Source organism: Agarivorans sp. (genome assembly GCF_050295395.1).
GTDB lineage: Bacteria > Pseudomonadota > Gammaproteobacteria > Enterobacterales > Celerinatantimonadaceae > Agarivorans.
Window position 1 is genome coordinate 1 of sequence record NZ_JBNKPP010000092.1, and the last position, 23,158, is coordinate 23,158.

Annotated in this window: 17 protein-coding genes and 2 rRNA genes; 13 read left to right on the forward strand and 6 right to left on the reverse strand. The window is 44.1% G+C overall.

Features of this window, described 5'->3' with window-relative positions:
- Both ACQY6Q_RS05395 and rrf read left to right on the forward strand, forming a co-directional pair.
- A 23S ribosomal RNA gene (locus ACQY6Q_RS05395) occupies positions 1-410 on the forward strand; the annotation flags it as partial.
- A gap of 102 nt (positions 411-512) precedes the next feature.
- A 5S ribosomal RNA gene (rrf, locus tag ACQY6Q_RS05400) occupies positions 513-628 on the forward strand.
- A gap of 147 nt (positions 629-775) precedes the next feature.
- Here rrf and uvrA read toward each other — a convergent pair.
- Positions 776-3,601, reverse strand: coding sequence for an excinuclease ABC subunit UvrA (gene uvrA / locus ACQY6Q_RS05405; RefSeq protein ID WP_427978789.1), 2,826 nt, complete (start codon positions 3,599-3,601; stop codon positions 776-778).
- Between the two features lie 164 nt (positions 3,602-3,765).
- On the opposite strand from uvrA, the gene ACQY6Q_RS05410 reads away from it, so the two are divergent.
- Both ACQY6Q_RS05410 and ACQY6Q_RS05415 read left to right on the forward strand, forming a co-directional pair.
- Complete coding sequence (locus ACQY6Q_RS05410) at positions 3,766-5,136, forward strand: MFS transporter (RefSeq protein WP_427978792.1); 1,371 nt, start codon at positions 3,766-3,768, stop codon at positions 5,134-5,136.
- Between the two features lie 51 nt (positions 5,137-5,187).
- On the forward strand, positions 5,188-5,790 hold the full coding sequence (locus ACQY6Q_RS05415) for a single-stranded DNA-binding protein (RefSeq protein ID WP_427978795.1): 603 nt from the start codon (positions 5,188-5,190) through the stop codon (positions 5,788-5,790).
- 157 nt (positions 5,791-5,947) lie between these two features.
- On the opposite strand, the gene ACQY6Q_RS05420 is transcribed toward ACQY6Q_RS05415, so the two are convergent.
- On the reverse strand, positions 5,948-6,703 hold the full coding sequence (locus tag ACQY6Q_RS05420; protein ID WP_427978798.1) for a S1 family peptidase: 756 nt from the start codon (positions 6,701-6,703) through the stop codon (positions 5,948-5,950).
- A gap of 122 nt (positions 6,704-6,825) precedes the next feature.
- Here ACQY6Q_RS05420 and ACQY6Q_RS05425 point away from each other — a divergent pair, with 122 nt between their 5' ends.
- From ACQY6Q_RS05425 to ACQY6Q_RS05435, 3 genes are all read left to right on the forward strand, one after another.
- Positions 6,826-7,683, forward strand: coding sequence for a ThiF family adenylyltransferase (locus ACQY6Q_RS05425; protein WP_427978801.1), 858 nt, complete (start codon positions 6,826-6,828; stop codon positions 7,681-7,683).
- 184 nt (positions 7,684-7,867) lie between these two features.
- On the forward strand, positions 7,868-8,779 hold the full coding sequence (locus ACQY6Q_RS05430) for a THxN family PEP-CTERM protein (protein WP_427978804.1): 912 nt from the start codon (positions 7,868-7,870) through the stop codon (positions 8,777-8,779).
- 141 nt (positions 8,780-8,920) lie between these two features.
- Positions 8,921-9,883: a PEP-CTERM/exosortase system-associated acyltransferase gene (locus ACQY6Q_RS05435; protein WP_427978807.1), complete on the forward strand. Its 963-nt coding sequence runs from the start codon at positions 8,921-8,923 to the stop codon at positions 9,881-9,883.
- 23 nt (positions 9,884-9,906) lie between these two features.
- Here the strand turns inward: ACQY6Q_RS05435 and prsT are convergent, their stop codons facing one another.
- Entirely contained in the window at positions 9,907-12,645 is a 2,739-nt protein-coding gene (gene prsT, locus ACQY6Q_RS05440; protein WP_427978810.1) for an XrtA/PEP-CTERM system TPR-repeat protein PrsT, read from the reverse strand.
- Positions 12,646-12,842: 197 nt separating this feature from the next.
- On the opposite strand from prsT, the gene tviB reads away from it, so the two are divergent.
- The 6 genes from tviB to ACQY6Q_RS05470 all read left to right on the forward strand — a co-directional run bounded on the left by tviB (position 12,843) and on the right by ACQY6Q_RS05470 (position 19,533).
- The gene (tviB, locus tag ACQY6Q_RS05445) at positions 12,843-14,111 is read left to right on the forward strand and encodes a Vi polysaccharide biosynthesis UDP-N-acetylglucosamine C-6 dehydrogenase TviB (protein ID WP_427978813.1); all 1,269 of its coding nucleotides are present in this window, start codon (positions 12,843-12,845) and stop codon (positions 14,109-14,111) included.
- A gap of 11 nt (positions 14,112-14,122) precedes the next feature.
- Positions 14,123-15,151 carry an NAD-dependent epimerase/dehydratase family protein gene (locus ACQY6Q_RS05450; RefSeq protein ID WP_427978816.1) on the forward strand — a complete coding sequence of 343 codons (1,029 nt, stop codon included), beginning with the start codon at positions 14,123-14,125 and terminating at the stop codon, positions 15,149-15,151.
- Positions 15,152-15,250: 99 nt separating this feature from the next.
- A complete protein-coding gene (locus ACQY6Q_RS05455; protein WP_427978819.1) occupies positions 15,251-16,321 on the forward strand; it encodes a GNAT family N-acetyltransferase in 1,071 nt (356 codons plus the stop codon).
- A gap of 173 nt (positions 16,322-16,494) precedes the next feature.
- Positions 16,495-17,685, forward strand: coding sequence for an O-antigen ligase family protein (locus tag ACQY6Q_RS05460; protein WP_427978821.1), 1,191 nt, complete (start codon positions 16,495-16,497; stop codon positions 17,683-17,685).
- A gap of 56 nt (positions 17,686-17,741) precedes the next feature.
- Positions 17,742-18,626 (forward strand): polysaccharide pyruvyl transferase family protein, encoded by an 885-nt coding sequence (locus tag ACQY6Q_RS05465; RefSeq protein ID WP_427978824.1) that lies wholly within the window; start codon positions 17,742-17,744, stop codon positions 18,624-18,626.
- A gap of 19 nt (positions 18,627-18,645) precedes the next feature.
- Positions 18,646-19,533, forward strand: a complete 888-nt coding sequence (locus ACQY6Q_RS05470) for a glycosyltransferase family 2 protein (RefSeq protein ID WP_427978826.1) — start codon at positions 18,646-18,648, stop codon at positions 19,531-19,533.
- Here the strand turns inward: ACQY6Q_RS05470 and ACQY6Q_RS05475 are convergent.
- The 3 genes from ACQY6Q_RS05475 to ACQY6Q_RS05485 are packed head-to-tail and all read right to left on the reverse strand — an operon-like array spanning position 19,530 to position 23,148.
- Positions 19,530-20,441, reverse strand: a complete 912-nt coding sequence (locus ACQY6Q_RS05475; RefSeq protein ID WP_427978829.1) for a glycosyltransferase family A protein — start codon at positions 20,439-20,441, stop codon at positions 19,530-19,532. The two genes, ACQY6Q_RS05470 and ACQY6Q_RS05475, sit on opposite strands and share 4 nt — an antisense overlap.
- A gap of 31 nt (positions 20,442-20,472) precedes the next feature.
- A complete protein-coding gene (locus ACQY6Q_RS05480; RefSeq protein WP_427978832.1) occupies positions 20,473-21,921 on the reverse strand; it encodes an oligosaccharide flippase family protein in 1,449 nt (482 codons plus the stop codon).
- 24 nt (positions 21,922-21,945) lie between these two features.
- Positions 21,946-23,148: a hypothetical protein gene (locus ACQY6Q_RS05485; protein WP_427978835.1), complete on the reverse strand. Its 1,203-nt coding sequence runs from the start codon at positions 23,146-23,148 to the stop codon at positions 21,946-21,948.
- Between the last annotated feature and the right edge of the window lie 10 nt (positions 23,149-23,158).

Here is a 23,158-nt window from a genome sequence, read left to right on the forward strand (position 1 = left end):
GCACCTCGATGTCGGCTCATCACATCCTGGGGCTGAAGTCGGTCCCAAGGGTATGGCTGTTCGCCATTTAAAGTGGTACGCGAGCTGGGTTTAGAACGTCGTGAGACAGTTCGGTCCCTATCTGCCGTGGGCGTTTGAGAATTGAGGGGAGCTGCTCCTAGTACGAGAGGACCGGAGTGGACGAACCGCTGGTGTTTGGGTTGTCATGCCAATGGCATTGCCCAGTAGCTACGTTCGGAACTGATAACCGCTGAAAGCATCTAAGCGGGAAGCAGGCCTCGAGATTAATTCTCACTAGGACTTTAAGTCCTCTGAAGGGCCGTTGGAGACTACAACGTTGATAGGTTGGGTGTGTAAGCGCTGTGAGGCGTTGAGCTAACCAATACTAATTACCCGTGAGGCTTAACCATACAACACCTAAGTGTTGCTAAACCTTATTTAGAACCATGAATGCTTGTAAGTGCTCATGAGATAGTCAGCTTTTTTGAATGTTAAAGAACAACAAGTTTTTGCCTGGTGGCAATAGCGTTGTGGAACCACCTGATCCCATGCCGAACTCAGAAGTGAAACGCAACTGCGCCGATGATAGTGTGGGGTTTCCCCATGTGAAAGTAGGTCACCGCCAGGCTTCCAATACTAAGCCCTGCTCAATGAGCAGGGCTTTTTTATTGCTTGAAAGTACCAGCGCTTAGTAAACCAGCTTTCTATGTTAAAGCTGGGTTGAATAGAAATATATCAAGTTGAAATGAAAGAGGCGGCATTGCCGCCTTCTTTATTAACTTAGCAATGGTTTTAGGAAGCGGGCGGTGTGCGAGCGGGCTTCTTTGAGTAGCTCTTCGGGAGTCCCTGAGAATAAAATTTCTCCTCCGCCTTTACCGCCTTCGGGGCCTAGGTCGACAATCCAGTCCGCCGTTTTTATCACATCCAAATTGTGTTCTATCACTACCACAGTATTGCCATGGTCACGTAAGCGGTGAATCACTTGTAACAGCAATTCAATATCGTGGAAGTGCAAGCCTGTTGTTGGCTCATCCAAAATATATAAGGTTTGACCGGTATCTCTTTTACTGAGCTCGCGTGCCAGTTTAACTCGCTGTGCCTCGCCACCGGATAAAGTGGTGGCCGATTGACCCAATTTGATATAAGTAAGACCCACATCAATCAGAGTTTGTAGTTTTCGGGCGATCGCGGGGACAGCATCAAAAAATGGCCGAGCTTCTTCAACCGTCATTTCTAATACTTGATGAATGCTCTTGCCTTTATATTTTATTTCTAAAGTCTCGCGGTTATAGCGTTTACCTTTACACACATCGCAGGGAACATAAACGTCTGGTAAGAAATGCATTTCCACCTTGATTACCCCATCACCCTGACAGGCCTCACAGCGACCACCTTTTACGTTAAAACTAAATCGGCCTGGTTTATAGCCACGTGAACGAGATTCTTGAGTTGCCGCAAACAATTCGCGGATTGGAGTAAAAATTCCGGTGTAGGTAGCTGGATTAGAGCGAGGGGTTCGGCCAATAGGGCTTTGATCAATATCGACAACTTTATCGAGCTTATCTAAACCCGCTACGCTGCTATAGGGAGCGATATTCTCGCCAGCTGCGCCGTTCAGTTCTTTTTGAGCAATCTTGTATAAGGTGTCATTGATCAGTGTGGACTTTCCGCTACCCGATACTCCAGTAATACAGCTGAGTAGTCCAAGCGGTAGGCTAAGGTCCACTTGTTTTAAATTATTGCCGCTAGCACCGAAGATCTGCAGCCAGTCGTCACCGGCCGAATGGCGTTTTTCGGGCACTCTGATGCTTCTCGTCCCTGATAAGTATTGGCCTGTTAAGGAGGTGGAGGAAGCCAGTATTTCTGCTAACGAACCTTGAGCAACTACCTCTCCGCCATGTACGCCCGCTCCTGGACCAATGTCTACGATGAAGTCGGCGGCGCGAATGGCATCTTCGTCGTGTTCTACCACGATGACGGTATTACCAAGATCGCGCAGATGGTTAAGTGTGGCGAGTAAGCGCTCATTATCACGTTGGTGTAGGCCAATAGAGGGCTCATCAAGCACGTACATTACGCCTACTAAACCGGCGCCTATTTGACTCGCTAGGCGAATACGCTGGGCTTCGCCCCCTGATAAGGTATCGGCACTGCGATCCAACGATAAGTAATCTAAGCCAACATTGATTAGGAATTTTAAACGCTCACAGATCTCTTTAAGGATCTTGTCGGCAATTTGCGCTCGCTGGCCGCTGAGGTTTAAGCCTTCAAAAAAGGCCATCGCTTCACCAATGGATTTACCGCTTACTGCAGGTAGGTTGGTGCTACCAATAAACACATTACGTGCTTCTTCGCGTAAGCGACTGCCGCTACAAGATGGACATTCTTGATTGCTAATGTACTTGGCTAATTCCTCACGTACAGCGTTTGATTCGGTCTCTTTGTAGCGACGACGCATATTGGGAATGATGCCCTCAAAGGGATGTTTGCGCACAGTGACATCGCCACGGTCATTCATGTATTTGAACTCGACGCTGGTGCGCCCCGAACCTTGTAATATGACTTTTTTGTGTTTTTCATCGAGACTGTCAAAGGGTGCTTCTAAATCAAAGTCAAAGTGTGCCGCTAAAGATTTGAGCATTTGATAGTAGTAGAAATTACGTTTGTCCCAACCTCGAATGGCCCCGCCTGATAAACTTAAAGACGAGTTAACAATGACTTTGTTGTCGTCGAAAAATTGATCCACGCCTAAACCATCACAAGTTGGACAAGCGCCAGCAGGGTTGTTGAAAGAGAAGATCCGTGGTTCTAACTCACTCATGCTATAACCACATACTGGACACGCAAAATTAGCAGAGAATAGATGACGGGTTTCGCCACTATCCATATCTACCAAAATGGCGCTGCCTTCGGCTAATTCTATGGCGGTCTCAAAGGATTCGGCTAAACGTTGAGCCAGATCTTCACTGGCCCTCACCTTGAAGCGGTCAATCACCACTTCAATGTTATGTTTTTTATGCAGTTCCAATTCTGGAGGATCACTAAGATCGCAGACTTCTCCATCGATACGGGCGCGAATAAAACCTTGAGCGGCTAAATTTTCTAGGGTTTTAACATGCTCGCCTTTGCGGTCTCGAACAATCGGTGCGAGAAGCATTAACTTGCTATTTTCTGGTTCCTCAAACACCTTGTCCACCATTTGGCTAATAGTTTGAGCTGCCAGTGGTTGGTGGTGATGAGGACAACGAGGCTCGCCAACCCTTGCATAAAGCAGTCGTAAATAATCGTAGATTTCGGTAATTGTGCCTACGGTAGAGCGAGGATTATGAGAAGTCGACTTTTGCTCAATTGAAATGGCTGGTGACAGTCCTTCAATATGGTCGACATCGGGCTTTTCCATAAGAGAAAGAAACTGTCTAGCGTAGGCGGATAGCGATTCAACGTAACGACGTTGTCCCTCGGCATATAGGGTGTCAAATGCCAGTGATGATTTGCCTGAGCCTGATAATCCCGTGATAACAATCAGCTTATCCCGAGGAAGAGTCAGCGAAATATTTTTGAGGTTGTGAGTGCGCGCTCCGCGAATATCGATACTGTCCATTATTACCTGTTCACTGCTGCAGTAAATCACCCAGTATTACACATTATTGCGGGAAATGCGCCGTGCAAACTTGAGCTGAAAGTGACTCAAGCAGAGCTATCTTAAGCTGGTTTGCAGCTTATCGCTTGTGTTAGCATGACCGGCTCTTAATTGATGAATTTTTGATGGTTGTGTTTGTGCAAGACGGTTTAAATCCAACTGAAAAACGTGGCGCTTATTCTCTCGCTTTACTGTTTGCCTTGCGGATGGCGGGTTTGTTTATGCTAATGCCGGTATTAGCGGTATATGGGCAACATTTGCAGGGCTTTTCTCCTTTGTGGTTGGGCTTTGCCATTGGTGCGTATGGTTTAAGTCAAGCTTTATTTCAAATTCCCATGGGCTGGCTATCGGACCGTTTTGGACGAAAACCGATTATTTTTTTAGGCTTAGCTATTTTCACACTGGGTTCGGTGGTGGCGGCCTTGGCTGACTCTATTTACGGGGTCGCGTTGGGTCGGGCACTGCAAGGAATGGGCGCAATCGCCAGTACCGTGATGGCTCTAGCTGCAGACTTAAGCCGAGAAACGCAGCGAGCTAAAGTCATGGCTTTTATCGGTGTGAGTATTGGTTTAGCCTTTGCGGCGTCCTTGGTATTAGGCCCTGTTATATCTGCGATATTAGGTTTGTCTGGCTTGTTCTGGCTCATTGCCGGGCTGTCTTTGTTGGCCATGTTAGTGGTGCAGTTTATTGTGCCTAATGCTCAATCCGTAGCGCCTAAGAGTGAGGTGAGTGCTAACTCACAACAGATGCTGAAGCTATTGAAACATCCTCAGTTATTAAGGTTAGACTGGGGAGTCTTTACCCTACATTTAGTACTGACATCGCTGTTTGTGATTATTCCGTTGCGCTTAGTTGAAGCGGGCTTAGCGGCAGCAGATCATTGGGCCGTTTACTTGCCTGCGGTACTAATTTCTTTTGTATTGATGGTGCCTATGTTAATTATTGCCGCCAAACGTAATCAACAACGTGCATATTTTATTTTGGCCATAAGCTTGTTGTTACTCGCCAACGTTTTGCTGCTAACTGAGCATGCTTCGATATGGTTATTGGCTCTAGTGCTCACTATTTTCTTCACAGGCTTTAATTATTTGGAAGCGAGTTTGCCGGCGCTTATTTCTAATCTTGCACCTCCGGGAAATAAAGGCGCAGCACTGGGGGTATTTTCTACCAGTCAGTTCTTAGGGGCCTTTATTGGTGGCTCAAGTGCTGGAGCCTTATATATGTGGGCGGGCGCGTTAGCGGTAAGCCTATTTATCGCGGTTTTGCTGTTGTGTTGGATAGCGGTGAGTTGGGGAATGCGTGCGCAAAGTGGCATAAAAAGTTATTCATTGACGCTATCATCGATGGATCAAACAGCCAGTTTATTAAAAAAATTGCAGGTTTTACCGGGGGTTGTAGAAGCCGTTCTGATTGCCAGCGAACGTACTGTATACCTCAAAGTAAAAGCAAAAGAATTTGAATTGAATAGAGCATTGGATTTGGTGCGGGCAGACTAGTATGATAGCGGGTCTTCCTCGCCACAACTGATAGATATAGGAGCGATATACATGGCCACTCGGGGCATTAATAAAGTAATTTTGGTTGGTAACTTAGGGCAAGATCCTGAAGTTCGATTTATGCCAAACGGAGGGGCCGTCGCCAATATTACTATTGCTACTTCCGAAAGCTGGAGAGATAAGCAAAGTGGTGAACAAAAAGAGCGTACTGAATGGCATCGTGTGGTGTTATTTGGCAAGTTAGCTGAAGTAGCTGGCGAATACTTGCGTAAAGGTTCACAGGTTTATATTGAAGGTCAATTACAAACACGTAAATGGCAGGATCAGAATGGCCAAGACCGTTACTCCACCGAAGTAGTCGTACAAGGCTTTAATGGTGTAATGCAAATGTTGGGTGGTCGTCAAGGTGGCCAGGGCCAAACAATGGGTGGAGCACCTCAGCAACAAAGCCAAGGTAATTGGGGTCAACAACAGGCTCCACAAGCTCAGCAAGGCGGCTTCCAACAACAAGCTCCGCAGCAGCAATCAGCACCACAACAGCAAGGCGGTTTTCAACCTGCGGCGAAGCCTGCTCCACAGCAAGCACCTCAACAGCAGCCGGTTCCTCAGTATAATGAACCACCAATGGATTTTGACGACGATATTCCGTTTTGAACTAAGACAAAATAAGAAATGTTGAAAATACATTAACCCGCTGATTCAGCGGGTTTTTTGTTTTTTACGCTGGGGAATAAAAAGCCTGTTTCATAACAACTTGGCTGAGAGATGTGATTAGAAGGATTGTTACTTGGTAAAGTATATGAAAAGTAGATTACTTTTTTAACGTCGCCAGTAATTCTCGTAGATGAATAATTGGAATGGCATAACTGATCGCGCTGGGATCAGAGAGCACCGCTTCTTTGGTGGTTTTTACAAAGACTTTATTGATTAGCGCAATGACTTCGCCGCTTTGCGGATGATAGACCGGGCTGCCACTGTTTCCAGGATAAGCCGTCGCATCCAACTGGTAAATATTATAGGGTGACTTCAGTCTTTTTAGCTGGGCTAGGCTTAATTCATTGGCATTGCGCGCGGGGATCACCACGGGTGTAATGCTGGAAATGATACCGCGGTGAGTAACTGGATAGAGACCAAGCACGGCACCAATGGGAAAGCCGGTGAAAGCATATAGCTCTCCTTCCCTTACCTTTTGTTGGGATAGGGTTAAAGGTTGCATGGCTTGGCCTTCTACTCTCAATATGGCTAAATCATGCTGTTGATCGTTAGCGACTACACTAGCAAAGCGGATTTCAGGGGCACGCCCCTGTCCAACAAATATAACTAACCTTTCTTTTTGTTGCTGGTTGAGGCTTTCTGGTAAAACATGAGCGTTGGTCGCCACCAAATGTTCTGAAATAACAAAGCCGGTGCCGCGTAAATTGGCGCGAGGGGAATTCAAACGATTATAGGTGCCAATACCCACTATCGAGGGTTTCACCTTTTCAATTGTATCAGCAAGTGCGCTGGAAGCTTCTACACTAAACAATGATGTAACTAATGTAATGAAGAGAACGAAGGTGATTTTCATAGAAAGCTATCCTTGGGCCGGTTTTTTATCTTAATTTTTCGCCCTAGCTAAGGCAAATTAGTTTAGCTTGAGCAGTTTAATTCACCATAGAGCTCGGACAAATACGATAGGGATGTTAAGCAATGAGTTTTAATTACCAAGATGCCTTTTCTAGAAATATTGGGTGGGTAACAGATGCCGAACAACAACAGCTTAAAGGCAAGCGAGTGGCTATGGCTGGTGCTGGAGGAGTGGGTAGTGAACATATTGTCACTTTAGCCCGTCTTGGAATCGGCAAATTTCATATCTCGGACTTTGATGACTATGAAGTGCATAATTTTAATCGCCAAGCTGGCGCTTTTATGTCTACCGTTGGCCAGGCAAAGGTCAAGGTGATGGAAAAAGTCTGTTTAGATATTAATCCCCAAGCGGATGTTAAAACATTTCCTGAAGGCATTTTTGAGCATAATGTCGATGAGTTTTTAGACGGTGTGGATGTTTACGTAGACAGCTTAGATTTCTTTGCTTTGGAAGCTCGTAAATTAGTATTTCAAAAGTGTTTAGAAAAAAATATTCCTTTAGTGACCGCTGCTCCTTTAGGTATGGGCTGTGCTTTTCTTTGTTTTATGCCGGGGGGGATGAGTTATGAAGAGTATTTTCGTTTTGAAGATGCCAAAAGTGAGAATGAACAGTACATTAAGTTTCTAATTGGACTATCGCCCGCCATGTTACAGCGGCCTTATTTAGTCGATCCTAGCAAAGCAGACTTTCATGCCAAGAAAGGACCGTCGATGCCGATGGCCGTTAAGCTTTGCAGTGGAGTGGCGGGGACTTATGTGCTGAAAATATTGTTGAATCGAGGGGAATTAATTACCGCTCCGCATGGCATTCACTTTGATGCTTACCGCAATCGGTTTAAGAAAACTTGGCGTCCTATGGGCAATCGAAATCCGTTACAGCGTTTAATGTTCAATATAGCGAAGAAGATTGTTTTAAAGTGATCTTGGTAAAGGAGGGCGCCAGACCCTCACAGCTGAATGTAGTGTCGATTTATTTTACATTTCAATTACAAGCTTCCATTTGTTATTTTTTATCTATTTGATATATAAGTATTTTTAAAGTTGGCATTACAATTGCTTTGTTAGGCTTGTATCTCGACTAGTGATGACCAAATGGATGGGTGACATGAATAAATTTAAATTAACTTGTTTAGCGGCTGGCTTGAGTGTAGCAAGCATCTCAGCCAACGCTTTTCTAATTACCGACTGGACCTACGCTAATGAAGCGGGTTTTGATCAATGGACTTCTGATCCTAATGCCATCGACCCTACAGGTATCGACGCCACTGGGGCAACCTTAGATGATTTTGATGTGTTGTTTGGTGGTGAGCTTCCTAAAACATTGAGCTGGGGCGAACCTTACGGCGCAGTTAACCCTGATTTGAAACAAAGTTCATTAGCTATTGATGATGCTCAATCGGGTCCGGTTACTACTAGTGTTGTTGATGGTGTTGGTGCTTTAGACTTTGTTTCTGGTACTGGCCTTACCCATGAAAACTGGGGTGTAACGGGTGACACGTTAGTTGCTGCCACTCTATTCGATGGCTTGTTCTTGAATCCAACGGCTCCTGTAGTGGGTCCAGTGCTTCCTGCTCCGGTACTTCAGTTTGGTGTTATTTTTGAAGAAACTTATAACACTCCGGGTAACGGTGTTTGTAAATACGGTGACACCTTAGTGGGCGAAGCGGGTATCAACGTTGCGGGTTGTGCTGACTTATTTACCTTGGTATTAGGTCCTGAAGTGACTTATCAGGAAGTAGGTGGTGACATTTACTTAAGTAATAGCTTTATTATTCCTATTCCTGGATATGATGAGTATCAATATACGTTAACTACTCGTCTTCAAGGTCTAGAAGTATTGGGTGATGTTGATTGTGGACCAAACTTCACATGTATTGGCTTCTTAACAGAAGAAGATAAAACCAATGAGTTGCAAGCTGGCTTTGCTATCTCTGCAGCGCGTGTTCCTGAACCTGGTACATTAGCTATTTTTGGTTTAGGTTTGTTAGGTCTAGCGTCTATTCGCCGCCGCGCATAGTAATGAATATAGCTGCTTAACCTGTAGCATAGAAATAAAAAAGCGCAGCTCAGTCTGCGCTTTTTTTATCAAACCTATCTAAACTAATAATAATAATTTGAATCTGGTGTTTTGATTAATTTCAAACTTTGAGAGCCAATTATGATTCGTAATAAATATGTCAAAAATCTCGCCTCATACCCCTATATTGGAGCCGTAGTAAGGGGAGGTATTGCACTGTTGGTTAAACGTGAGGCCAAGTTAATTGCTCAGCACTTTTCTGAGTATTTACGCCCCGTAGTGGCCTATGAGCCTGATACTGTAAAAGAAGCATTTCGGATCCGTCATGATGTATATTGCGAAGAACTCAATTTTGAACCGATCCGTGAAAATGGGATGGAGCAGGATGAGTTTGATGAGTATTCACGTTTTTGTCTGATAGAGCATAAACCCAGTTCTCGTTTTGCGGGTTGTGTACGCATTGTTTCTCCTTCAAATAGTAAAGAGTTATTGCCCATTGAAAAATTTTGCTCCAAAGCAATTGATGGCGCCAAATTTCATCCTTCGCAATTTGCTCGAAATGAAATCTGTGAAATATCGCGTTTAGCGGTTCGTCCTCAGTTTCGCCGTCGTAAGTCAGATCAGTTTGAAGGTGCTGCAGCGGGTGCGATTAATGAACAAACTTACTCTGAGGAAGAGCTTCGCTGCTTTCCTTTTTTAGCTATTGGTCTGTATCTTTCTATCGCCGCATTAGCGGTAAGAGCTGGTACTCATCATGCTTTTGTTATGATGGAACCGCGCTTGGCCCGAAGTATGAGCTTCTTAGGCATTAAGTTTGAACAACTAGGTCCGGCGATTGATTACCATGGTGTGCGGGCACCTTATTACATTAGCGCTTCTATGTTGACCCGTAGCTTACCTGTGGGTTTTCAAGCTTTAATGAGTAGCATTGACAAAGAAGTTGAAAAGGGCTGTTTAGCTGCAAGAAACAGCGATAACAACGATGATTACATTAAGAAAATGTATTCCTCTCGCTTCAATCATAAGGTGCCTAATTTGCTTAGTTTGAGAGAACAATACTCTTGGTCTGAAGAGCAGGGCTTGTACCTGCCTCGTCATAGTTGAGGCAGGTTACTGGTTTGGGATACTTAGTTAAGCAGGGCTTCTAGCTCTGCTTTTTTATTTAACTGTTCTGGGTTAAGTTCTTGTAAGTTGTTTAATACTTGTTGGGCTTTTTGTGTTTGTTGGTTGGCAATTAGGGCTTCAACTAAGTGCAGAGCTATCTCATTGTCATTTTTTAATAAGTAACTTTGCTCTAAAACAGTTGCAGCCTCGGCTGAATTACCTGATTTTAGAAGCATGTAGCCATAGCTATCTTTAACTTGAGCGATGTTGGGATTTAGCTGATGCGCTTGCTTGGCATAACTTAAGGCCTCGTCGTAATTTCCCATATCATGATAAATCCAAGCCAAGTTGTTTAGCGCAATAATATTATTAGGCTCTTGTTGAAGGATTTGTTGGTATTCGGCTAAGGCTTGTTGTGGGTTAGCCTGCATTTGCAATTCAGCTAATTGTAATTTAAGCGGGTTAGCCGCATCTTGATATTTTTCTATTGCCGCTTCAATAAAAGCAATGGCTTTGGCATTGTCACCCGCGCCTTTATAAGCTCGAATTAACAAGCTTGCCGTTTGGGTGCTTGGGTAGTTTTGATACAACTTTTCAAGAGTATTTATAGCTGAATCCCAGTTTTGTTGAACCAAATAGATATAACCTTGTTGCTGAAGAGCCGCTGGCGTTTGTTGTTGGCGAGCGCTTAGTAAATTTAATGCCTCTTGGCTAGCTTGTGCTTGGCCTGCCTTGAGTAGCAGTACCGAATGTACAAAAATCAGTTTTTGATTATTTTTGAATAATTTTACCGCTTGTTCACTTAAGTTTATGGCTTCTGTCAGTTCACCATTGAGCTCATACTGGTGGATGTTCTTTATGTAGGCTGCTAGTGATAGGGGAGAGTTCTCTAGCCAGCTTCGGTAGGTTACTGCCGCTTGTTCGGTTTGACCGTCCTCTAGATAGCTGTCGCCCAATAATTGCCATACTCGGTCATCGCGCTGTAATGGGCTTATTTGTTCGAGTCGTTCAATCGCGTTGGTGAGATCTTTATTTGATAGAAAGTAGCGGGCTTGCTGCTCTATCAGTAGTATCGAATCTGGCGAGGCCTTTAGTTGCTCATCAATTAAGGTTTTTACCTCTTGGTGACGGTCTAGCTGGGTGGCGAAATTTAATAAAAATTCAAAGGCTCTTAAGTTATCGGGCTGTTGTTGTTTTACTTGTAAGGCTAGTTGATAAGCTTTGTCTAGCTGACCTTTTTGCGCATAAATTGAGGCGCTAAATAGCTGTGCAATTACATCTTCAGGGTTATTTTTAAGGATTGCTTGGTAACTGGCTAGCGCTTCGTCGTAACGTTCTAGTTGCTCAAGAATGGCGCCTTTGAATAACAGCACACTTTGCTCGCTAGGGTGCTTCGCTAACCACTCATCTAAGGCCTGTAATACCTGTTGCTGTTGCCCTTGTTGATAATAATAGGTTTGTAAGCCCAAAAAGGCCTGAGCATGATTGGGGCTTTCTTCTAGTACTTGTTGAAGCAGCGTTACACCGGATGGGTCATTTTGTTTGAGTTTGAGCAAGCCGAGCTTGGCTTTTTCTGACAGACCACCAGAGTTGGCCGCTTTTTCCGCTATTTGTAGCGCTTCTTCGGTTCGTCCTAAACGGTTTAGTTGTAGGCTTACGGTGCTAAGAAAGTCACTATCTTGGTGGTCTGATACACTCTGTTGATTGAGTTGATTGAATGCATCATCTAGATGACCAATTCTGAATTGGGTTGTTACATATAGGCGTTGCGCTAAAGCATTTTGCGGATCTTTGCTAATAATGCGTTCAAGTTGAGTGAGCGCTTGTTGGTATTTCTGTAGTTTGTAGGCCGATACGCCAGCAACAAGCTGAGTGGCGGTATTATGAGACCCGTTTTGTAAGGCCTTGGTAGCTATATTGAAAGCTTGCTCATAATCTTCACTTTGAAAACGAATATAAGCTTTTAGCTGATTGCTCAGCATATGATTGGGCGCTATTTGTAAAATTCTATCTAAATAAGGTTCGGCTTCGGAAAATTGTTTGTTTTTGATTAAAGCCTGCGCTAAATAAAGCGTATATTGACTTGCTTCCGGGGCGAGTTCTACGGCTTTTTGATAAGCCTCTATTGCTCCCGCATTGTCGTTAGACATTGAATCTAAGTGGCCTTTAAGTAACCAAACATCAGTGTTGTTAGGTACTTCTTGGCTAAGTTGCTTTAGCGTTTGGTTCGCCGTATTAAACTCGCTGTTGGCTGCAGATAAACTGGCTTTCACCATGCGGGAGTAAGTTCCTTCGTAACCTAGCTCCTGTGCTTGGTTTAAACTCATCTGGGCGGCATCAATTTGCCCATTTCTAAATAATGACAAGGCATGAATGGCCAACAGTTCTGTTTCAACTTCTAGGTCAAAAGGGCGATTGTTATCAATGAGTTCGGCTATTTGCTCTGGCTGACTCTGATTTAGATAAGTTCTGGCAAGAAGAGGGGCCAATTGTTGCTTATTTGCACCTAATTCTTTGGCGCGTTCAAGCTCTTTCGCAGCGGCGAGGTAGTTTCCTCGCTCTAGATATATTTTTCCAAGTACCAGCCGAGCTTGAGCGAGATTGGCATCCTTTTTAATCGCATTCTTTAACTCGATAATGGCCGCGTTTTGCTGGTCGTCTTTGAGGTAGTTGCTGGCTTTGGCTAAGTGCTCTTGGGCACTGTCACCACCACAGCCATTTAAGGCTAAGGCCAAGGCGGTGCTGAGGAACATTTTTTTCATTCCAAACCTACGATTTCTCATGTTCGTCCCTGTTTGTTGGATTGATAAATTACACTAAAATAATACAGCTTAATTTAGCCGCTGTCTTACTTTGTCAGGTGATTTGTTGTTTAGTCGATCTAGGCTCTTACTTTCTGTCTCAATATGCGGTTTAATTGTTGTTAGAAAATGTTTTTTAATTGGATATGGACATAAACATGGACGTGAGTATTGCGGTAATTGGCTTGGGCTACGTAGGTCTGCCATTAGCAGTTGAATTTGCTAAAAAACGTAGTGTGGTTGGTTTCGATATAAATCAAAACCGAGTTGCTGAATTGCAACAAGGCCAAGACCTCACTCAAGAGGTGAGCAGTGAAGAGTTAAACGCTGTTTCTGCCAACATGTCCTATAGCTCCAATATTGAAGATTTAGCCAAATGTAATGTGTTTATTGTGACGGTGCCTACGCCAATCACTGAGCATAAACAGCCAGATCTCACTCCTTTGATTCGCGCTAGTGAAACAGTGGCGAAGGTGCTTAAAGCCAATGATATCGTGGTTTATGAGTCAACGGTTTATCCCGGCGCGACAGAAGAGCAATGTGTACCTGTTTTGGAAAAACATTCAGGACTAACGTTTAATAAAGATTTCTACGTGGGATATAGCCCTGAGCGAATTAACCCCGGCGACAAAACTCACCGTGTTTCAACCATCAAAAAAATCACCTCCGGTTCAACACCTGAAATAGCCACTATTGTTGATGAGCTTTACGGTGAAATTGTGGTAGTAGGAACCCATAAAGCTAGCAGCATTAAAGTGGCTGAGGCTGCTAAGGTGATTGAGAATACGCAGCGCGATGTCAATATTGCACTAATCAACGAGCTTGCGTTGATCTTTAACCGCTTGGGTATTGATACGGAAGCGGTACTCGAGGCCGCTGGTACTAAATGGAACTTCTTACCGTTTCGGCCTGGTTTGGTTGGGGGCCACTGTATTGGCGTTGATCCGTATTACTTAACCCATAAGGCGGAGTCTATTGGTTACCGCCCAGAAGTGATTTTAGCGGGGCGGCGTATTAACGATAATATGGGCCGTTATGTGGTGTCGCAGTGCATTAAAGCCATGGTTAAACGCAATATCTCGGTAGTAGAAAGTAAAATTCTAATTTTGGGGCTAACTTTCAAAGAGAATTGCCCTGATATCCGTAATACCAAGGTCATCGATATTGTGCATGAGTTTGCCGACTATGGTGTGCAGGTGGACACCTACGACCCATGGGCTGATAAGCACGAGTGCCATGAAGAGTACGGTATCGATTTGGTGGAGGTGCCACAACAAGGGCATTACGATGCCATTATTTTAGCGGTAGCACATCAGCAGTTTAAAGAAATGTCGGTTGAACAGATCCGCGCTTTTGGTAAAGCCGAGCATGTTTTGTACGACCTAAAATATCTATTGCCCGCTGAAGAGAGCGATCTGCGTTTATAAGGAGTCGCTTTGTGACACGGTTTAATCAGGTTTGTGAGCAGTTAAAAACACAGCCCAAACGTTGGGCTATTTCAGGTGTGGCTGGCTTTATTGGTTCTAATTTATTGGAAGCGTTGTTGAAGCTAGACCAGCAAGTGGTAGGCCTAGATAATTTCGCTACTGGCCACCAATATAACCTTGATGAAGTTAAAAGCTTAGTCAGTGAAGAACAATGGCAGCGCTTTACCTTTATCGAAGGAGATATTCGCCAGCAGCAGGACTGCAAAGCCTTAGTGAGTAATTGTGATTATGTGTTACATCAGGCAGCTTTGGGCTCTGTGCCTCGTTCGATTAACGACCCAATTACCACTAATGATGTGAATATTTCAGGGTTCTTAAACGTTTTACAAGAAGCCAAACAGCAACAAGTCTCAGCATTTGTGTATGCCGCTTCTAGCTCTACTTATGGTGATCATCCAGACTTACCAAAGGTGGAGGATAAAATTGGTAATCCCTTGTCGCCTTACGCGGTAACCAAATACGTAAATGAACTCTATAGTGCGGTTTTTCATCGCAGCTACCAGTTCCCATCTATTGGCCTACGTTACTTTAATGTGTTTGGGCCTCGCCAAGACCCTAATGGTGCATACGCCGCGGTTATTCCTAAATGGACGGCTGCCTTGATTGATGAAGAGCAAGTGTTCATTAACGGCGATGGTGAAACGAGTCGTGACTTTTGTTTTATTGACAACGTAGTGCAAATGAATATTTTGGCAGCGACCGCGGGTTTAACCACCAGTGAGGTGTTTAATGTGGCATTGAATGACCAAACCACCTTAACCCAGCTATATGATTTACTACGAGATAACTTAGCCAAGTACGGTGTAGAGCGTTCGGCTAAGCCAGAATATCGAGATTTTCGCGCGGGTGACGTTCGTCATTCCAGAGCCGATATCAGCAAGGCTCAAACGCTGTTAGGGTATGCGCCACAATTTAATATTGGCCAGGGCTTAACGCTAGCGATGCCATGGTATATTGAGCAAGCAAAAGCTAAGGCATAGCATTGAACGCAATGCTGGTTTTATTCGCTAACCTTGCTAAAGGCTTAAACCAACTTTGCACTTCAGCAACGGCTGGCGCATTCTGCTTGAGGAACTCTAGTGGCTGAGCACAGCGTGACCAACCTTGGTGCTAACATCCAATGGCAAGACATCTCTCAGCTAGAAGGCTTATTTGATTTGGCCGCTCAATGGCGACAGCTAGCGGATAGTTGTAATAGTCATTTATTTAATCGCCTTGAGTGGCTGCGTTTATGGTCAACTCAGTTTTGGGATGAGCATTGCCAGCTGCACTGTTTAGCCGGTTTTGTAGACGGTAAGTTGGTGGTGTTAGTGCCCTTTTATATTCGCCGAGTGGGAGGGTTGTTTAAGCTAAGGCGTTTGCATTTTCTGGGGCAGGGTGAACCTGAACAGGCCGAACTTGCTGCCGAATACCCTGAATTGTTAGTACAGCATGGCTTTTGGACTCAAGCAAAGACTTACATCACTCAATGGCTAGCCTCACTACGTTTTGATGAGCTATGGGTAAGGGCCTTGATTGAAGGGGGACGTTTACATCAGTTAATCACTGAGTGGCCGAAATATCGCGAGACTCAATCCGCTGCCTATTCTCTCTCTGTTGCTAATTGGAATACTAAACGTCTTAGTCGCAATGCTCGTTCCAAATGGCGCCGGGGTGAAAAGAAACTGTTGCAACTGGAGGCTGAGTTTAAGTGGCTCTCGCATCAAGAAATTGAACAGTACTGGCCTAAGTTGGTGTCGATGCATCAAGCTCGCTGGCAGCAATTGGGACAGTTGGGGGCCTTTGCCGACTCGCGCTTCCTGTTGTTTCATCAACAATTTCGCCTCCATTACCCAGAACAGATAGCTATGAGCGGTGTTTTTGTTCAGCAGCAAGCGATTGCTTTAAATTACTATTTACGCGGTGCTGATAGTGACTATTTCTATCAATCCGGCTGGGAGCCAAGTTATTCTGAGTGCTCGCCGGGATTTGCGCTGCATGTGTGGAGTATTTTAAATAGCCCGGCTAAACGTTACGATTTTATGATGGGTGGCCGAAGTCAAAGTTATAAGGCGCAATTTGGCTGTGATGAGATAAACTTAGTCACCTTGCATGTGATTCGATCTCCAGGGAGGAGAGTATTATTCAAGCTCGTCAGCAACGTTCTCTAGACAGAACTAAACCGCCCGGCGCTAGAAGAACGCTTCCGATTAAACCAAGAACGGCACCCGCGGCCTTCTTTTTTTTATGCTTATACAGTATTGCGGTATTGATCCGCCCGCATGAGTTTTCTCCGACGACATCGGAGTATATCTTTATCAAAATCTTTGCGATGCTGTCGTTTGTGGCCACCTTATTTACCCTACGACCAATTACTCTGCGGGCTCAGCACTATATGTTGTTGGGCTTGGTGCCGATTATTATGATTTCGGCTTTTTTGAATGGCTGGGGCACTGGTGGTATTTTTCAAGCCGAGCGCTTATTTGTCAGCTCAATTATTCCCTTCTTTTTGTACAGCGTGTTGATCAACTCTCCTGGGCGACAGCGAATGCTGATGTGGATCTGCATCGCAGCAGCCTTAGGCATGGTTTATAACGGCCATGTTCAACAGTCTAGCTTTAACGGCAGTTACGGTGCGGGTATCGGTGGCAGTATTACTGTGGGCCGAGAAGAAATGCGCATTAGCTATTTAGGTTTCTTCAGTGATCCTAATGACTTGGGGATGTTCTTGGTAATGAATATGCCTTTTGTCGCCTACTTCTTTGGCAGGGGGGGCAAACTGATGAAACTGCTGATGTTAGCGGTGATTGTAGCGCTAGGTTACGGCGTTTATATGACGGGTTCTCGCGGTACTTTATTGGGTACCGTGGCGGTAGTGGGAATTTATTTTCTAATTAATAATGCAGGGGCGAAGCTGATTCTGTTTGCCGCCTTTAGTGCGCCGATTGCGGCAACATTAATTGCTTCTTTTGGTGGCTTATCTTCCTCGGAAGCGTCGGCGGCAGGGCGCTTAGATGCTTGGTATGACGGTATTCAAATGCTCATTTATAACCCGGTGTTTGGGGTGGGTATGGGTAACTTCATCGACCGGCACGGTATCGTTGCTCATAACTCCTATGTGCATGTGGCCAGTGAGTTAGGTGTACTTGGTTATAGCTTGTGGGGCGGAGCCCTGGTGATGAATATGCTGGTCGGTTACGCTATTTTGAAACAGTTTAATGTCTTTAGCGATGACGAGTCTGAAACCGAGCGAGCTGATGAAGCGCTGGTTGAGCAATACCGTGAAGAAGTGGTCCTGAATAAAGCGTTGTTTTACTCAATGATTGGCTTTATGGTCACGGCTTTCTTTCTTAGTCGGCAATTTACCCTGTTGCTGTTTATTTTTATGGGAATGCAAATGGCCAGTCATTTTCGCCTGCTAAAAATGCGCCCCAGTCTGATTGAGATGTTTTCAGGTAAAATGGTGTGGCGCAGTATGGCATATAGTTGGACGGTCATTATCGCCGTGTACATTACCTTAAAAGTCGGTTTATAGGCTCGATCGCGGGAAATACTCTGCTCAGCAGATTACAAGGACGAACTAAATACAAGATGCAATTATTTTATTATAAGGATGAGGTCGGCAACTTTGGTGATGACCTTAACCCCTGGCTGTGGCCTAAACTGGTACCCCATTTAATTGATGATGATTCATCTACACTGCTCGTGGGTATTGGTACCTTACTTAATCACCGCTTACCTGACGATAAAATGCTGCATATTGTTGGTTCTGGAGTAGGTTATGGTCAATTGCCGCAGGTGACCGACAAGTGGAAAGTGCATGCCTTAAGAGGCCCTTACAGTGCTAAAGCCTTAAATCTTGACCCTCAGCTGGCGGTGACTGATTCAGCCTTATTGCTGCGCAATGTGATGGAGCCGCAACATTCGCTAAATGGTGACGTTGGTTTTATGCCACATTATCTCAGTTGTCGTAGCGCCGATTGGCAGAATATTGCTGAGGCTTGCGGATTGCGTTTTATCTCTCCTGAATGGTCGGTGGAGCGGGTGTTTGCGGAAATGGCTAAATGTCGTTTATTGCTTACTGAAGCCATGCATGGCGCAATTGTAGCCGATGCTTTACGTTTGCCATGGAAAGCCTTAATTTTGGGTGAGCATGTTAATCGTCACAAATGGCAAGATTGGTTATCCACCGTCAACATGACATATCAGCCGCTGCAATTGCCGAGTTATTTTTATCATGCTTCAGGGCTGGTCGCTGGAGCTAAAGATGAGCTTAAACGACAGTTGCAGAATCTTGGCTTGGGTAAACATTGGTATCAGCCTAAACCGCGTAATTCTAGCGGTCGACGTCGTACGGAAGTGTGTAGAACCTTGACTGATATGGCTCGCCAAGTTCAAGGCGAATTGAGTCAAGAGCAGCAGCAAAACCACTTGCTTACTCGGCTCAATCAAAGCCTTGAGCAACTTCATAATTAGCTTAGAGACAGGTCAAAAGATGACAGTGACGGTCAGTGTAATTATTCCCGCCTATAATTCTGCCAGTTTCATCCATAAGGCGATTGATTCAGTACTTGCTCAGAGTTTTGATGATTACGAAATTATCGTGGTTAACGATGGCTCCAGTGACAATACCGTTGAATGTTTAGCGCCATATGCAGAGTGTTTGCAGCTGATTACTCAGTCAAACGCTGGTGCCTCAAAAGCAAGAAATACTGGGCTTCAAGCAGCTAAAGGTGAGTTTGTTGCCTTTCTCGACGCTGATGATTTGTGGCGTCCATATAAGCTTGAGCAACAGGTTGCCGCAATGCGAACTTGCGAGAATTGGGTGGCTTGTTATACCGAAACTTCTTATAAAGCTGACGAAGAAACGCTGTCTCAGCAAGTCGAGCAACAATCCAAGCGAGTCACAAAAGATCTCCAACAAGTCTTTTTACATCCTTATTTAGTGACCTCCTCATTTATGGTGAGACGAGAAGTGTTGAATCAGGTCGGCTATTTTGATGAGGACTTGAAAACGGCAGAAGACATCGATTTGTATTTGCGAATAGCCGAGCAAGGACCGATTGGCTTGTTACAAACTAGTTTGGTATGGAAGGCCGATATAGAGGGGAGTTTGGGGAGTTTGCTGTCATCCTATCAAGATAACTTAACGGTAGTGGATCGTTTTTTACAGCGACAGCCTGCTTCAGAGCTGCAGTGGCAAGTTCTAGCCAAGCAAGTAAAGGCAAAAATTTACCTTAGTTGGGGCAAAGATTTGCTGTGGAATCAACAAGCTGCAAAGGCTTTTAAGGTGTTGTTTTTGTCTTTACGGTTACGTTGTCGTCCCCAGACTGCTTGGTTGATGCTAAAAGCCGTATTAAAGATGCTCGGCCGTAGAGCTTAATGTAATCGATGTTTTAAATTAACTAGGCTACGAACCAATAATGAGTTTTTATTCTTTTTAATTTTTGCTTTGAAACGATAGCTGAGCAATTCATAGTATCTTTTGAAAAATAGGCTAGGTTGAGTTTGTAAGGCAAAGTCTTCAATGATTACGGCATTTAAGGTTCTTGCCTTAAAGGTAACCTGATTGATTCCGCTGTCATTCTCTCCATTATCGATGATATACATTGCGGCTGCGAAGGGAATGTATTGGAATTTAGCGTGTTCGCGTTGAAATAGCTCATTTGCGTGCTTGTGGCTGCCAAGTATTTCATAGGTCATAAAATCATCAACACTATTTAGGATCGTTTGTTGATTTGTATATATGGCCTGCTCTAAATAAGGGTAAAAGAGTTCAGCTCGGTAGATGTTACAAGTGCCACAGGATAGGTTGAATGGTTCGATTTCGTAGGCAATATCACTACCTAATTTGTAGCCAAAACCTTTGTCGATGATAAACCCATCATAATTCTCTTTGTTTTTATCAACGTAATCGACAAGCCCTTTATGTAAATAGTCATCACCATCAACAAACATAATAAACTCAGGCTTATTTTTAAGGGCTGCGTTTAATCCCGCTAGGCATTTAGTGCCTTTGTCTTTACGAAAGGCATTCCATTTGTCCTGTTGGCTTTGTTCATCGACCACTACGATGTGCTCTGTTGGTGGAAAGTCAACATAGACCATGTCAGTTTTAATATCATAGGTGTTGAGATTAAACTCAGAACCTTGATTGCAGACAATGAACAGCTCAAAATTTTTATTTGTTTGATTATGTAATGAGTTAATAGTTTTTTGTAATAACTCATTAACTCGCCCAAAATCTTTGGCGGTTGCTGGATGGCGGATACAAGTGATAACAGAAAGCACAATAAATTCCTTTTTAGTGGCCTCTATTCCATCAATTCCCTTTGTTTCTCACTAAGGCTACAGCTTCTTTGACTGAATTTTTATCTAGCATATTAATTAACATTAAGTAGCTTAGGCCACCAACAGCAATTTGTACAATTAGGTTAAGCGCTAGAGACTGAAGGCTTATTAGTTTAATTAAATAAACCATAGCCAGCATGCCGGCTCCAGCTAGCATCGGAGGGATGAAGCATTTAATCAATAGATTAAAAGGCGTGTTGAGTATTCGGCTATTACGCCAAGCTACGATTACATAGCCAAGTGGGTAACCGCTTAACCAAGCAAACGCGAGTCCTGTTGCTCCGAAGCGCGCACCGATATGTATGCTGATAAACATAATAAAAATCATGATGCATAGATTTATCAGCATATGTTTGACGCGCCTCAAGCTTTTTAAGGCCGGCCCGAATAGTTCCTCACTGAAGCGTAGCGGCATTATTATAAGCATAATAGCAGTAGGTATAATCGCTCCTTGCCATTTCTCGCCGAGTAACAAAGGAATGACGACATCGATTACAGAGGCTAAACCCCAGAAAATGGGCAAGGTAAAGCCAATACACAAGCGTTGTACCTTTAGTACATATTTAGAGATGAGAGTACTTTGGTCTTGTATTTGCGCATAAGCCGGAAATGCCACTTGGCGAAGTAAGGGCATGATTTTTTTCTGTGGTGTCAGTGCCACCTGTAAGCCAATGGCATACAAGCCTATTTCTGTAGGCGTCATTATTTTTCCGCCTATCGCCACATCCATGTTGGTAAATACATAAAATAACATCGACAAAATAGACAGTAAGCCACCGAATCTAAGCATGCCGTGAATTTGATGGACTCTAAAGCTGGGCAGAAACAGTGTCGGTTTGGTGATAAAGGTTAAAACACACCGTAAAACGATGTTAATCAGCTCACCATAAACCAGTGACCATAAGCCAAAGTCGGAGTAGGCCATCACCAACGTGGCTACGGCGGCGGTAATGTTGGATGTGGCTGCGATCAATGAGACTTGTTTAAATTCCATATTTTTAGCTAATAAGGCCGCGGGGATCACCTCGAAGGCCAAAAATACAAAACACCAAGCGTTCACTTTAAGCACCTCACTGACGGTGCTTGATTGATAGTAAGCGGCAACAGGATCGGCTACACCATATTGAATAAGGAAGAAAGCTGCGTGGCTGAGAAGGATCGCGCCAAATATTTGTTTAAGCGCGCTTTCGCTTAAGTCTTTTTGCTGAATAATTGAAGAAGTAAATAATGAGCTTAGAACAATATTAAAAAAGCCAAATAACACAGCCGACATGGCCACTACGCCATAATCGTCTGGGCTTAGAATGCGAATAACCCAAAAGGTCATTGCCCAACGCAACATTTGGGTCACTATTTTTCCCATTGCCACCCATTTTAGGGACGACAGTACTTGGTTTTTCAGTGGGGCTTGTTTAGGCATTGATTTCTATGAGTAGGAAAAGGCTTAATAGTATTGCTTAGCTTGATACAAGCCCACAGCACCGAGTATTTTTTTTACAGGTTTTTTTAGCTCTACCAGCAGTTGCTTGGGAAGGCCTTTAAGCAATAGGCAATAGGCATCGAGATAGTGTTTTATGGCAAAAGGCTGGCCTATTTGTTTGGCCCAAACCACAATTTCTTTAAGTAAAGGGTCATCGCTTATCAATAGTTTCGCAATGAAGTGTTGCTTATGTTGATAATACACAGCTAAATCAAAGCGCTCTTTATAGAGTTCAAGTTTGCCGGCTAAATCTAAAGTCAGTAGGGTTCGCAAGCATTTGTCACAGTGAGAGCAGTTATTCGCACTGTCGCCTTTCACGCAAACATCCAATACCTCGTAAGAGTACTCGCTTTGTGCGACCTTGAGGGTTTTTTCTATTCGCGAATATTCACTGCCTACCGAGTGGCTTTGCAGTGACTCGGTAGACATTAGTGGCAAGCTAAATAGATCGCTATAGGCCATATCGTAACTGGGGCCAACAAAAACATCGTGATAACTGTAAGCTGAAGAGTAAAGAAAGTGAGCAATGTGATTTTGCAGCAATAAAGGGACGGCTGCATTACGAATGGTATGAGTAAGCTGAAAATCTAGTACCTTGCCATAGAAGTCATCCATATTGGAGTTGACCATAATGAAAGGTAAATCCCATTTATTGGCGGTGGTGCGTAATTGTTGGTAACGCTCCTTAAATAAGCGTTCTTCACCTACGCCATGTGAGCCCACATTGTTATAAAGTAAATGGGTAATTTTAAGCTGCTTTGGGCTGTGTTCTGCGAAGTAATCGCATATCGTGCTAAACGAATCGATGCCTGCGGAAAACCCGCTAATTACTCCTTCGCCAGCAGCCACTTGGGAACTGCAGCGTTCAGCAGAAATGTTAATCCTGTTTAAGAATGGGATCTGTTGCAAAACTAGGCTTTGATAGGGGCCATTTAAGTTAAACAATAAGCGCTCAGAGACGGCATCCTTTATATGAATATCTTCCTTAGCTAACATCGCAGGCAATAATAAGGCAAGTAAAGCGCTATCCGCATTATTGGTCAGACTTATAGATGGACAATGACTGACTTCAAACCATAACTGCTGGGCTTGCTCCTTGAGAGTGAAGTCTACTTGGTAAACTTTACTGTCCGATTTTTCAATAATGTTAATAGGACCAATGTCCATAAGCGTTTTC

What these genes read in the sequence shown, in the direction of transcription:
- uvrA (WP_427978789.1), bottom strand. Translation starts at nt 3,601, where the DNA reads ATGGACAGTATCGATATTCGCGGAGCGCGCACTCACAACCTCAAAAAT.
- ACQY6Q_RS05410 (WP_427978792.1), top strand. Translation starts at nt 3,766, where the DNA reads ATGGTTGTGTTTGTGCAAGACGGTTTAAATCCAACTGAAAAACGTGGC.
- ACQY6Q_RS05415 (WP_427978795.1), top strand. Translation starts at nt 5,188, where the DNA reads ATGGCCACTCGGGGCATTAATAAAGTAATTTTGGTTGGTAACTTAGGG.
- ACQY6Q_RS05420 (WP_427978798.1), bottom strand. Translation starts at nt 6,703, where the DNA reads ATGAAAATCACCTTCGTTCTCTTCATTACATTAGTTACATCATTGTTT.
- ACQY6Q_RS05425 (WP_427978801.1), top strand. Translation starts at nt 6,826, where the DNA reads ATGAGTTTTAATTACCAAGATGCCTTTTCTAGAAATATTGGGTGGGTA.
- ACQY6Q_RS05430 (WP_427978804.1), top strand. Translation starts at nt 7,868, where the DNA reads ATGAATAAATTTAAATTAACTTGTTTAGCGGCTGGCTTGAGTGTAGCA.
- ACQY6Q_RS05435 (WP_427978807.1), top strand. Translation starts at nt 8,921, where the DNA reads ATGATTCGTAATAAATATGTCAAAAATCTCGCCTCATACCCCTATATT.
- prsT (WP_427978810.1), bottom strand. Translation starts at nt 12,645, where the DNA reads ATGAAAAAAATGTTCCTCAGCACCGCCTTGGCCTTAGCCTTAAATGGC.
- tviB (WP_427978813.1), top strand. Translation starts at nt 12,843, where the DNA reads ATGGACGTGAGTATTGCGGTAATTGGCTTGGGCTACGTAGGTCTGCCA.
- ACQY6Q_RS05465 (WP_427978824.1), top strand. Translation starts at nt 17,742, where the DNA reads ATGCAATTATTTTATTATAAGGATGAGGTCGGCAACTTTGGTGATGAC.
- ACQY6Q_RS05470 (WP_427978826.1), top strand. Translation starts at nt 18,646, where the DNA reads ATGACAGTGACGGTCAGTGTAATTATTCCCGCCTATAATTCTGCCAGT.
- ACQY6Q_RS05480 (WP_427978832.1), bottom strand. Translation starts at nt 21,921, where the DNA reads ATGCCTAAACAAGCCCCACTGAAAAACCAAGTACTGTCGTCCCTAAAA.
- ACQY6Q_RS05485 (WP_427978835.1), bottom strand. Translation starts at nt 23,148, where the DNA reads ATGGACATTGGTCCTATTAACATTATTGAAAAATCGGACAGTAAAGTT.